General features: G+C 44.3%; 8 protein-coding genes. 2 read left to right on the top strand and 6 right to left on the bottom strand.

Annotated elements, in window-relative coordinates; translation table 11 throughout:
• Positions 1-3 precede the first annotated feature (3 nt).
• From NFI80_RS23600 to NFI80_RS23625, 6 genes are read right to left on the bottom strand one after another with little or no spacing between them, the layout of a single operon-like run.
• Entirely contained in the window at positions 4-2,052 is a 2,049-nt protein-coding gene (locus NFI80_RS23600; protein ID WP_235164029.1) for an ArnT family glycosyltransferase, read from the bottom strand.
• Position 2,053: 1 nt separating this feature from the next.
• The gene (locus NFI80_RS23605) at positions 2,054-3,139 is read right to left on the bottom strand and encodes a DegT/DnrJ/EryC1/StrS family aminotransferase (RefSeq protein WP_235164030.1); all 1,086 of its coding nucleotides are present in this window, start codon (positions 3,137-3,139) and stop codon (positions 2,054-2,056) included.
• The gene (locus tag NFI80_RS23610; RefSeq protein WP_235159331.1) at positions 3,132-4,391 is read right to left on the bottom strand and encodes an ABC transporter ATP-binding protein; all 1,260 of its coding nucleotides are present in this window, start codon (positions 4,389-4,391) and stop codon (positions 3,132-3,134) included. The genes NFI80_RS23605 and NFI80_RS23610 overlap by 8 nt, the downstream gene beginning before the upstream one ends.
• A gap of 17 nt (positions 4,392-4,408) precedes the next feature.
• The gene (locus NFI80_RS23615; protein ID WP_026628319.1) at positions 4,409-5,242 is read right to left on the bottom strand and encodes an ABC transporter permease; all 834 of its coding nucleotides are present in this window, start codon (positions 5,240-5,242) and stop codon (positions 4,409-4,411) included.
• A gap of 1 nt (position 5,243) precedes the next feature.
• Positions 5,244-6,329, bottom strand: coding sequence for a GumC domain-containing protein (locus tag NFI80_RS23620; RefSeq protein WP_233797178.1), 1,086 nt, complete (start codon positions 6,327-6,329; stop codon positions 5,244-5,246).
• Positions 6,329-8,854, bottom strand: coding sequence for an SLBB domain-containing protein (locus tag NFI80_RS23625; protein WP_235164031.1), 2,526 nt, complete (start codon positions 8,852-8,854; stop codon positions 6,329-6,331). The genes NFI80_RS23620 and NFI80_RS23625 overlap by 1 nt, the downstream gene beginning before the upstream one ends.
• Before the next feature lie 269 nt (positions 8,855-9,123).
• Between NFI80_RS23625 and NFI80_RS23630 the strand changes: the two genes are divergently transcribed.
• Both NFI80_RS23630 and pheA read left to right on the top strand, forming a co-directional pair.
• Positions 9,124-10,995 carry a DNA topoisomerase IV subunit B gene (locus tag NFI80_RS23630; RefSeq protein ID WP_233797176.1) on the top strand — a complete coding sequence of 624 codons (1,872 nt, stop codon included), beginning with the start codon at positions 9,124-9,126 and terminating at the stop codon, positions 10,993-10,995.
• A 99-nt stretch (positions 10,996-11,094) separates the two neighbouring features.
• Positions 11,095-12,168 carry a prephenate dehydratase gene (gene pheA / locus NFI80_RS23635; protein WP_233797175.1) on the top strand — a complete coding sequence of 358 codons (1,074 nt, stop codon included), beginning with the start codon at positions 11,095-11,097 and terminating at the stop codon, positions 12,166-12,168.
• The last annotated feature ends 33 nt before the right edge of the window (positions 12,169-12,201 follow it).

Below are 12,201 nucleotides of genomic sequence, written 5' to 3' on the forward strand. Positions count from 1 at the left end.
TTGCTATTTAAGCTTTCTGAGATAATAATCTTCACCCCTGACCGCCACGTTGGTGATTGTCGTATCGCTTCCTAAACGAATGTCTGTGGGCAAAGATTTGATGCGGCTGGTGTCATTGATCACGCTTTTGGCATAAAACAGATAGTCAGCATCTTTGGGAATCGGTTTTAAACCTTGTTCAAACGGGTTGATAGTGACCAGTTTGCGCGAAAGATCTTCGCCATAAAGCGGATATTCAAAGTCGTCATTGATCGTAGCTAAGGCAACGGTCGCGTCTTTGGGAACGATGGAATCAAATGTCTGATAAGCCTTTGTAATGTCGGGACGGGCAAATGTCTGCAATTGAATCCTATCGGTTTGAAGCGCTGATTTATAACCATAAGCCGCAATAGGCAGGCAACGGATATTCAGATAAACCGACATGACGGCCGAAACGCAGGCCAGTCCTACAACAACCATAATGTATCCTTTCCAGACATTTCTGCGTGGTTTAAGGATCGATAGACGATGGTTTGAAAATAAAAGCAGTAAGAAAAGGACGCCGAATAAGCCTGTTTCTATAAAATATCTTCCCTTGAAAGGGTCGTAAACGGCAGAGTAGGAAATGGCTGCAAAATGTAAACAGAATGCCAGCGCCAGAAACCAGTGCACCCGCGAGCGGAAAACCCGGATTAGCGTCAAAAAGATCAGTGGTAATATAAGCGCAAAACCAAATACGCCCCAGTAAGGGTTCGCATTGAAGTTATCAAAACGGCGTTGGAAAGAAAACGGGACGATCGCGTATTCCGTTTCTTCGTCCAGTCGCATGCGTAATTTATCTTCCAAAACCACAAGCGGTTTGCGGATAAATGTATTCAAATCATATCCCCACTGCGCATTGCGGATGCCATCCAGGTTACAAAACTCGTAAGTATAGCGGACCACATTGCGGCTTCCCTGCTCGAAAAGATTGGGTAACGACCCAAAACGCTCCACGGACTGATGTTTCAATGCAGTAGGCGGGCCTATCGGGTGCCCGAAGACCATGATGTTTTTAATGTAACCTGTCGGGAATGTATAAACGAGCATAGCAACGAATATCGCGCCGGCGAGTTTTATAAACCGGTTGAAAAACACTTTCAGGTCGGGCGCCAGGAACACTGTATAAAGCATGATCACAAAAACCGATGGCAGTAACAATGCAAATGTCACTTTATGGCCAAACACAATGCCGAATGCAAGCCCCGACAAATAAAGATATTTGGTGTTTCTTGTGCTGTAATAAGTGAAAAGGAAGTAAAGCAGGCAGCTCAGATAAGCGGTCAGGACAATGTCTGTTTCTGTTGTTACCGCCTGCATCAGGAAGTTCAGGAACATTCCGTAAGCCAGTGCGCAGAAGAAGCTTGCCGATAAATTCCTGCCAATGCGCTGCGCAATTCCAAACACGCATACGAGCGTGATGTAGTAAGAAGTATGGTGAATCAGTTTGAATGCATTCTCAATCTTTCCGCTGATCAGATAGCTGTAAATCTGGATGGTCGTAAGGCTTTTGGGATACGTGTCCATATTCCAGTTCGTCCCTCCGAAATGTGCCATCGTGCCGCGCTGAATGTAGCGGATCGCACGATTTAAATGGCCGGTCATGCTATCCCATTCATTCGGCGCTGTGAAAAGAACGAGGATAAAGTTGGTCACTGCAATTACCGCAATGGTCCCAAACATGAAAAAGAATATCGTTTTAAGATAAACAGACAGCTCTTTGGACCACGAACGGAAAGTTTCAGTCCGGTTGGAAATAACCGAGCGAATGGAGTAGGAGGGCTGAGTCGCGAGGAGTGAATTCCAAATGAAATAATGCAAGCCCAAAGCAACAAATGTAGCGCCTATCCATGCCCAGGTTTGTGCGGTAAGATCTAATGCAGAAAGTACGAAACCTGCGGGAATGATGCTTCCAACAAACAGCATGAAACAAACGATAAGCCACTCTGCCAATGAAGGCTGGGCTATCCTTTTAGCAACAAAACTGATACTGTATAAAAACAGCAGGAACGCAAGCCAGTAAACAAAACTCATGCTATTCTGGTGATAAATGACCATTAATGATGCGGGAGATCCGTTCGATGTCCGAATACGGAAGGCCTACATATAAAGGCAAACTTAACACTCTTAACGCGATATCTTCCGAAACCGGGCAGGCAATTTGCCTCGGCATGAAGGATAGCGTGTTTAATGAAGGATAAAAATAACGCCGCGGAATAACATCTTCCTCACGCAATGCATCCATAACGCGGAACATAACCTGCTCAGAAGGAAATACAACCGGGTAATAAGCATAATTATATTCAATGTCCTTGCTGATGACCGGCTTATATAATACGTCCCAATTCAGCAGACTGTCATAAGCATCAAAAACTTCCTTGCGGGCAGCAATAATGTCTTTCACAAGCGGAAGATTGACCAATCCCATCGCTGCGTGGAATTCGGAATTCTTACCATTGATCCCTGCGTAAAGATAATGTTCATCGCCCTGATGTCCGAATGCGCGCAGAAGGTGCAGTTTCTTATCAAGTTCAGGGTGATTGGAAATTAATGCACCGCCTTCAATTGTATGAAAAACTTTGGTTGCATGAAAGCTGCAAGTGCTCAGATCTCCGAAGGAAAGCAAAGATTTCCCTTTATAGGTGACGCCAAATGCGTGAGCGGCATCATAGATCACTTTTAAATTGTGCTTTTTAGCAATCACTTCAATGGCCTCTACATCACATGGGTTGCCATAAACGTGCGTTGCCAGGATTCCGGTCGTTGCAGGCGTAATGGATGCCTCGATCAGTGCCGGATTTATATTGAATGTCTGAGAATCAATGTCAACGAAAACGGGCGTGCAATTTTCCCAAAGGATTGCATTGGATGTTGCCACGTATGAAAACGGCGTTGTGATCACCTCACCAGTGATTTCAAGCGCTTTGATCGCAATTTGAAGGACGATAGTTCCGTTTCCGCAAAAATAGAGATGGTCTACCCCCAGGTATTTTTTTAGTTCTGCTTCAAGCTCCTGAAGAACCGGTCCGTTATTGGTAAGATATCCGCGTTCCCAAATTTCCCGAACATATTGCAGATATTTCTCCTGGTCTGGTAAAAAGGTTTTAGTGACGTTAATCATTCACTACATGTTCAGTTTGGCGAATGGAAAAATTAAGTTGAGGGCGAATATATCCGGGCCATTTGCCATACCAGGTTACATTTTCACGATAATCCTCAATATCAAAAATTAAAGCTTCTTCCATGTTGTAAAGAACGGTGCTGGTGTCCTTTACGATCATCATAGAAACCACATAGGAACCATCATTCAGGAAATGGCCTGGAATCTCACACACGCCGCTTACCAATCCTTTTGAAAAAGTTTCAGCCTGTGTACCTACATTAAAAATACACTCACCTGTAAACGTATACAAATGCATGCTGAGGTTCAAGCTTGCGCCTTCTACCAAATTCCAGAATTCAAATTGAAAATTGATAGGCGTACGAACGTCAATATGGTTCAGGTCGTCCTGGTATTCAGGGAAAAGCTTAAACCTTTTCACGCGAACCTGATCATTTCCGGGCGCATTTTCAATGTTGTCCCAATGCTTTTCCAAGGTTTTATGAGAAACCTTGCTGAGGTAATTGGTAACGATATGCGTTGTTTCGCCCTGATCGATCAACATTCCTTTTTCAAAATAAAAGGACTTGTTGCAGAGCGCCTGAATGGCGGTAAGGTTATGGCTCACAAAAAGCAATGTTCTTCCACTTTCGGAAACATCACGCATCTTACCGAGACATTTTTTCTGAAATTCTGTATCACCAACCGCTAAAACTTCATCAACGATCAGGATTTCAGGATTAAGATGCGCGGCGATCGCAAAACCAAGCCGCACATACATACCCGAGGAATATCTTTTAACAGGTGTATCCAGAAATTTTTCAACACCAGCAAAGTCAACAATGGCGTCAAATGATTGCCGGATCTCACTCTTAGCCATGCCCAAAATGGCACCGTTCAGAAATATGTTTTCACGGCCGGTTAGTTCCGGGTGAAAACCGGTCCCTACTTCCAGCAAGCTGGCAATACGACCGTCAATTTTGATCTGGCCTGTGGTAGGTTCTGTAATGCGGCTGAGGATTTTCAATAAGGTCGACTTTCCCGCGCCGTTATGGCCAACAATACCGATGCGGTCGCCCTGATCAATGGAAAAGTTCACATCCCGCAATGCCCAAAACTCTTCTTTCTCGGCAAAGTCGGAATTATCCTGCTTGCGTGAGAACAACTTGTCAACCTTTTCGGAAACAATGTCGCGCAGGCTTGGAGAACCATTTTTACGTTGATGGTCTATAATATATTTCTTGCTGATGTTTTCAGCTACGATTACAGGCATGCCTAAAGGTAATTATTTCAGATATGATCGACGAAAGTTTTTTCTTTTTTACGGAAATAAATCAAAGACAATATCATTATCGAAAAGGAAATTATTGTTGTTGAGTAAAGACTCTGGGGATTGAAATAAGCCTTGTCACCCAGTAAGCACCAGCGAAAACCATCGATGATACCCACCAGCGGATTCAAGTTATAATATTTCTCAAACCATGTGCCTTGTGCAAGCGTGCTGCTGTAAGCGACTGGCACGGCGTACATTCCAACTTGTACTAAAAATGGAATTAACTGACCGATATCCCGAAAACGTACATTTAGCACCGCAAAGAACAGGCCAAAACCCAAACTTGTAATAAATGTAAGTAAAATGAAGCAAGGAAGAAATATGATGTTCCAGCTAATGGGGTGCTTAAAGAAAATCGTCATGATCAAAAATATCCCGAAAGCGATCATAAAGTCAACGAATCCAACCGCTATCGAGCTCAGTGGCATCAGTAAGCGGGGGAAGTAAACCTTGGAGACCAGATTGGAATTGATCAGAATGCTGCTGCTGATCTGCGTAAATGTATTCGCGAAAAATGTCCAGATCGTAAGACCGCTCAAAACCATCAACGGGTAAGGAACACCCGGATCGCTTTTAATTTTAGCAAGATAACTGAAAACGAAAACCATTACAGTCATCGTCATAATTGGCCTTAAAACGCTCCACGCAACGCCTAGCAGGGTTTGTTTGTAACGAACTGAAATGTCTCTTTTTGATAAAATCCAGAGTAACTGTCTGTTGAGCCAGAGATCTTTCCAGTAATCCTTTTCGGATCCGCCTGCCTTTATGGTAATTGAGTGCTGAGATGCCATTTTATTGCTTTACTACTACTACTGTTGGAGTTGCAAATACCGTTCTGAAATAGATAAAGATCAGCGCGAGCATTACGCCCACCAACGCGCCTATTTTTGCATTCCTTTTGTCTTCTGCTTTGATATCCAAAGGCACCTTAATGCCTTCTATTTCTGTAAATAATGGTGCTTCACGAACCATTGTAACACGCATTTTTTCAGCGCTTCCCATTGCTTCATAGTAAAGCGTTTGAAGGAAGGATGACTTTCTTTCCATGCTGTTGGCCGAAATCTTCGCTTCCGGCAGCATGATCTGCGCGCTGTAATCCAATTGTCGTGCAAGCTTGTGTTCGGCGATGCCCAATACAGCTGCCAGGGAATCGGCGCGGTGTTGAAGGAGGTTTAATGTTTTACGCGATTTTTGCGTCTGGTTTTCCGTGTACATTTCTTCCACAGTTTCCAGAAGCTTAGTCACCCAGAGTCCGGCCAGCGTGCCGTTTTCCATACTGGTTGACAGCGAGATGAAAGAGGATTTCCGATCGAGCGAAGCAATTTCGGTTGAACCTGCTGCCTTGATAACCAGCTCGTTCAAAATTCTCCTTGACCTCATATCCAGCTTCTTAACATCACGGCTGGTGAAATGGAAGTTGTGATTTTGCGGAATTTCTTCCCATTCCTTTTTCTTGATCCCGCTTGAATCAATGAAGAAATTTGCCAGGATCATTTTTTGACCGTTCACTTCTACTTCCTTCATCAGGTTTCTTTCCAGAACCGGGCGGGATTTTACGAAATAGAAGAAGTTTTCACCGGTAAAGATGTTAGCATCAGGTGCATTTCCCAGCCCCAATAACCCAGCCATATCGCCGAAACCCGATGATTGCTGGCCTGTACCAAGATTGAAAACAACCTCAGCTTCGTACATGTTCGGTTTATCAATGAATGTATCCAGAGCATATCCGATCCCAAAACCAAGGAGAGGCAATAGCACCAGCATTTTCCAGTTACGGAGAATCGCTGTTTTCACGACCAGAACTTTTTCGATAACCTCTTTCGGGGTCAACTCATCTTCTGGCACTTGTTGTTGCGGATGTAGTGTCGTTGTTGACATTAGTTGATTGATCGGAAAGCCAAGACTGCTAAAATTAAACTCATTACGGAACCTAAGATACCCGTTGCGGTCTGAAGTGCCTGCTGCGGATTCAATGCAGGAGCAGCTCTCAGCGGAACGAAAATTTCGGAGCCAGGCTCAACTTTCGGGTATACGTTGAAGAACAGGAATCTTCTTGTTCTGTCGACATTTCCATTTGGATATTTGATATAAGAGCTTTTTTTCAATGACTGTGTTGTGAAACCACCCGATTGTGAAATGTAGTCCAAAAAAGCCATTCCTTTGCCATATTTGACTGTTGTAGGGTAAAGGACAGAACCATTAACCTGAACTGTTTCCAAACGCTTCGGTATCCGGATAATGTCACCTTCCTGAACGATAAGGTCTTCAAACGACCCGGGGCTTTTCAGGATGTTTTTCAACTTAATCCCGATTGACTCTTCTTTTACGTTCGGAACATCACCGATAATCGTCCCTGATTTAATGCTTTTTTCAGTTTGTTCCGCCTGATCAAAATCCGTTGGCTCGTCCAGTTCTCTTACCAAGGTTCTTCTCAGCAGCGTCGCGCCTTCGGGATATGCCAGTTCGGTTAAGCCGCCTGCTCTTTTGATAACATCACTGATCTTATCGTTCTTGTTAACAATGGTATAAGGACCTGCAATAAGCACTTCACCTTCCACGAACACGCTTTGTTGCTCCACGTAATTCGGGGATTTGCGAACCGTAACCTGGTCAAACGGCATCAATGTAAAGTTGCTCCCTTTGCTGTTAAGTGAAAGGTCGCGGTCTACATCAAATTTAAAAACTTCTGAAATCTGTGCGTTTGCAGCTCCTGCGATGCTGTTTCTTTTTCTTCTGATAACTTCAATCTCCGAAGTATAAGCTGATTCTTTGAGGCCTCCTGCTTGCACCAGCAGATCTTCCAGCGTCATGTTCACTGTATAAGGGAACTTGCCTTCGTTTTCGCCGATTTTCGTGTTGTTGACTTCGCCGTTAACGCTTACATAAGCTGTTTCGGCCATGTCAAATTTGGAGGGAACAATAACCCTGTCCAATCGGGTTAAGATCAGGTCGGGCGTGACATTATTTAAAATATCCGTATAGTTGATAGAAATGCTTTCTAAAACCAGATCCTGGCGTGTTCTCAAAACGCTTACACGTCCCACGAACGCATCTTCTCGCAAGCCCTGCGCATTATCGATCAGCTGCTTTAATGACGGGCTGTTGTCCAAAGCGTAATCACCAGGACGCATTACCGCACCTTCAACCGTTACAATGTTCTCAAAACGGTCTAACACGGTTTCAACATTAACCGAGTCACCTGTTACGATTTCAAAAGACTCATAATTCGTCTCCGCAACATCCAGGATCTTGCGTTCTTTTGAAGTGATCCTTTGTACTTTAAGTCTTGCGCGGTAGGCTTTATCATTAAAACCACCTGAATAACGAAGCATATCACCTAGCTTCTCTTCCGGTTTCAGTTCGTAAATGCCAGGACGCTTAACCATTCCTGCGATCTCAGCTCTCTTTAAATAGTAACCAACAACAACATTATCGTTATCCTGAACCCTGATATCACCGTCGATCTTACCGTTAACAAGGTAATCGTAGATGTCAATATGCGATATAACCTTACCGGCACGCACGACACGAACATCACGGAAAGATCCAATTTCGTTCGGGCCGCCAGCCTGGTAAAGGGCATTGAATGCAGACGATAATGAGGACACCTGATAGGTTCCCGGATTGATGACTTCCCCTGTTACAAAGACCTTTACTGTGCGTACATCGCCCAGGGTTACCATCAATTTGGTGCGTGCTGTTTCGCCGCCGCTGCCAATCAGGCCGGGCGTGAACTTAGAGAACTTATCAATTAATATCTTGCGGACCTCTTCTATTGTTCGGCCGGCCACATATACGTTACCCACCCGCAGCAGCGAAATGAAGCCGTCCTTGGTAACAGTAACCTCGTAGGTGCTTTCTGCGTAGTTGTAAATGAAGATTTTAAGCTCATCGCCAGGGCCAACAATGTAGTTTGTAGGCGTTGCGATCTGCAAATTTGGAATAGGATCAAGACTTTTATTGGCAAAAAGCGAATATCCGTAGATCTTCTGACGAAATGCTTCCTTTTCTGCATCCACAGGCGGAAGTTTGGCAGATGTGGAGTCGTTTAACTTACCCTGATTTCCAGCATCCTGGTTCTGTCCGTTCTGACCGCCGAGGACTTTTCCCTGGTTATCACGTTGAATGTTAGCCTTTTGCTGATTTGCCTGCTGTTGCTGCTGATTGCTCAGTCCAGACTGATTTCCTTGCTGGTTTCCTGCATTGCCTTGGTTCGCTGCATTGCCCGCATTACCAGTTGTTCCGCGTGGCGTCCCGGTCGTGCTGCTGCCTTGTGGTATACCGGTCGGAGCGGTAGGGAAGGATTGAGGGATTACCTGGGACAGGGATGGTAAGGAAATGAATAAACAGAGGAGATAAGGAAGTATACTTTTATAACTTTTTGCCAATTTGAATCTGTTCATATGAAGTAATATTGTACTATTGAAATGCCTGCAATTCATTAAAACTCTGTATAAGACTAGTGTTTTTGAATTTTGGATATGAGCATATTTAATATTTGGACGTGTATAACATGGCAAAGTAAATTAGATTTTTCCTATTTTTAAAGAATTTCTATTAATCGTGCCCAAGCTATTTTCGTGTAAAGTTATAACAGGGTAACGACAAATGTCTTAAATTATTAAAATACAATATTCAAAATCAATAATAGCCTCCAAAGGGATCATAGTTTATGGAAAGTACCAACGTGCAGTATGATGAGGATAGTATAAGGTCACTCGATTGGAAAGAACATATCAGATTAAGGCCAGGGATGTATATTGGTAAGCTTGGCGACGGATCTTCGGTGGACGACGGGATCTACGTTTTAGTGAAAGAAATCGTCGATAATTCCATCGACGAACATATGATGGGCAACGGAAAAACCATAGAAATTAAAATTTCGGAGCACCGCGTGGAGGTGCGCGATTATGGCCGTGGAATTCCGCTTGGAAAGGTTGTAGACTGTGTTTCAAAGATCAATACAGGTGGAAAATATGATTCCGGGGCTTTTCAGAAATCAGTGGGATTGAATGGGGTTGGGACAAAAGCGGTGAATGCACTTTCACAATATTTTAAAGTGCAGTCGTTCCGCGACGGGAAGAGCAAAAACGCTGAATTTGCGCAGGGAGCGCTTGTTAACGAATCCAAAGAAATACAGACTAACCAGCGGAACGGAACGCACATTGCTTTTGAACCGGACGGGGTAATTTTCAAGAACTTTCGCTACATTCCTCAGTATCTGGATAATATGATCTGGAATTACTGCTATCTGAATGCTGGCCTGACCATTAATTTCAACGGACAGAAATATATTTCACAGAATGGGCTGTTGGACCTGCTGCAAAGCAAATCGGATCCCGAGGCGTTGCGCTATCCCATTATACATTTGAAAGGAGAGGACATTGAATTTGCTATGACCCACGGTAATCAATATGGGGAAGAGTATTATTCTTTTGTAAACGGACAATACACAACGCAGGGCGGAACACACCTTGCGGCTTTTCGGGAAGCTGTTGTCAAGGCGGTGAGAGAGCACTTTAACAAGGATTACGCGCCGGAAGACGTTCGCTCGTCCATCATTGCCGCCGTGGCGATCCGGGTGCAAGAGCCGGTTTTTGAGTCGCAGACCAAAACTAAATTAGGATCAAATACGATCACGCCGGACCCTAACAGCACAACCGTGCGGACCTTCGTCAATGATTTTGTTAAAGAAAGACTCGATAATTACCTGCATATGCACCCGGAATCAAGGGATGCATTGAAAAAGCGCATCGAACAGTCCGAGCGGGAGCGGAAAGAGCTGGCGGGCATTAAAAAACTGGCCAACGACCGTGCTAAGAAGGCGAATTTGCATAATAAAAAGCTGAGAGACTGTCGTTTGCATTTAACGGATCTTAAAAATGAGTTGCGTTATGAAAGCACATTGTTCATTACGGAAGGAGATTCCGCAAGCGGCTCGATCACGAAATCCAGGAACATTCAGACGCAGGCTGTTTTCAGTTTACGGGGTAAGCCATTGAATTGCTTTGGCTTAACGAAAAAAATTGTCTACGAAAATGAAGAATTTAATTTGCTGCAACATGCGCTCGACATTGAAAACGGCGTGGAAAACCTGCGTTTCAACCGTATCGTGATCGCAACGGATGCAGATGTGGATGGTATGCACATTCGTTTGCTGCTCATGACGTTTTTCCTGCAATTCTTCCCCGACCTTGTCCGGAACGGGCATCTTTTCGTTCTTGAAACGCCGCTTTTCAGGGTTAGGAATAAAAAAGAGACTATTTATTGTTACAGCGAGGAAGAGAAGCAGCAGGCAGTGAACAAGCTGGGAAATAAACCTGAGATTACCCGCTTCAAAGGCCTTGGTGAAATATCGCCGGACGAGTTCGGGAAATTTATTGGTGAAGATATGCGCGTGGAGCCTGTTATCCTTCAAAAGGAAACTTCGATTCAGAAATTATTGAGTTATTTCATGGGTAAAAATACCCCTGAGCGTCAGCGATTTATCATTGATAATTTGAAGACGGAAAAGAACATTGAAGAACTTGCACTGGCAGTGTAGGACTCTCTTTGTTTATCTTTGAAGTCATAAAAGTAATATTCGGAAGGTCGGGTCTTTAAATTCTGACCGGACCTTTCGACACATATTAATCACCATTTAGTGGAATTACAAGACCTAAGGAACAGAATAGACGCGCTTGACGATCAGCTGCTTGGCATTTTGAACGAGCGTATGGAGCTCGTCAAAAAAGTAGGAGATCTGAAACGTTCGTCCCAATCTATCATCTACCGTCCCGAACGGGAAAAGCAGATCCTCGACCGGCTTGAAAAACGCAATGATGGCCTGCTTACCCGGCAAGCGATTGATGCCATTTTCTTCGAGATCTTCGCGGTTTCCCGTAACCTGGAACTGCCCGAAAGAGTCTCTTATCTGGGGCCGGAAGGCAGTTTTACGCATCAGGCTGCCGAGAGCCGTTTTGGTGGGATGAGTGAATATCTCGTGTTGCCTACCATTCATTCTGTATTTGAAAGTGTAGAAACGGGGCGTGCCAAGTTCGGGGTTGTGCCTATCGAGAATAACCAGGAGGGAATTGTTATTGAAACAGTCGATTTTCTGCGGGAGAAAAATCTTTCTATTGTAGCGGAAGTGTTGCTGCAAGTGCATTTCACATTCGCATCGCAATCCGATTCCCTTAAAAATATCAGGCGTATATACTCCAAGGATATTGCATTCAGGCAATGCGGAAAATTTATCAGCGAGTATCTGGAAGGCATGGATATCGAGCTGATCCCGGTGGAATCTACTTCGAAGGCTGCGAAAATGGCCGCGCAGGAACCCGATTCGGCAGCTATATGCTCTTCGATATCCGCCAGGCTATTTGGCGTTCCGATTCTTTACGATAACATTGAAGACAGCGACCAGAACCGGACACGCTTTCTGATTTTAGCAAAAGATTTTGTGAACATTAAAAGTGATGATGATAAGACGACAATCATTGCGAATTTGCCCAACACAAACCGTCCGGGTGTTTTATACGAGTTTTTGAAAGACTTTAATGACAGGGGAATTAACCTCACGAAAATAGAAAGCCGTCCGGTAAGAGGAACGTCGACGTTCAGAGCCTGGTTTCTGGTAGAGTTCCTGGGACACGTGGATGATGCGCCTGTGCAGGAAGTAATGCACAAATATGGGTCGCACTTGAAATGGCTCGGCAGCTACATCAGAGTTTCATAACAAAAAAACAATTGCCGGGGGCTTAAGCCCCCG

Origin of the sequence: Dyadobacter chenhuakuii (assembly GCF_023821985.2) — a bacterium.
GTDB lineage: Bacteria > Bacteroidota > Bacteroidia > Cytophagales > Spirosomataceae > Dyadobacter > Dyadobacter chenhuakuii.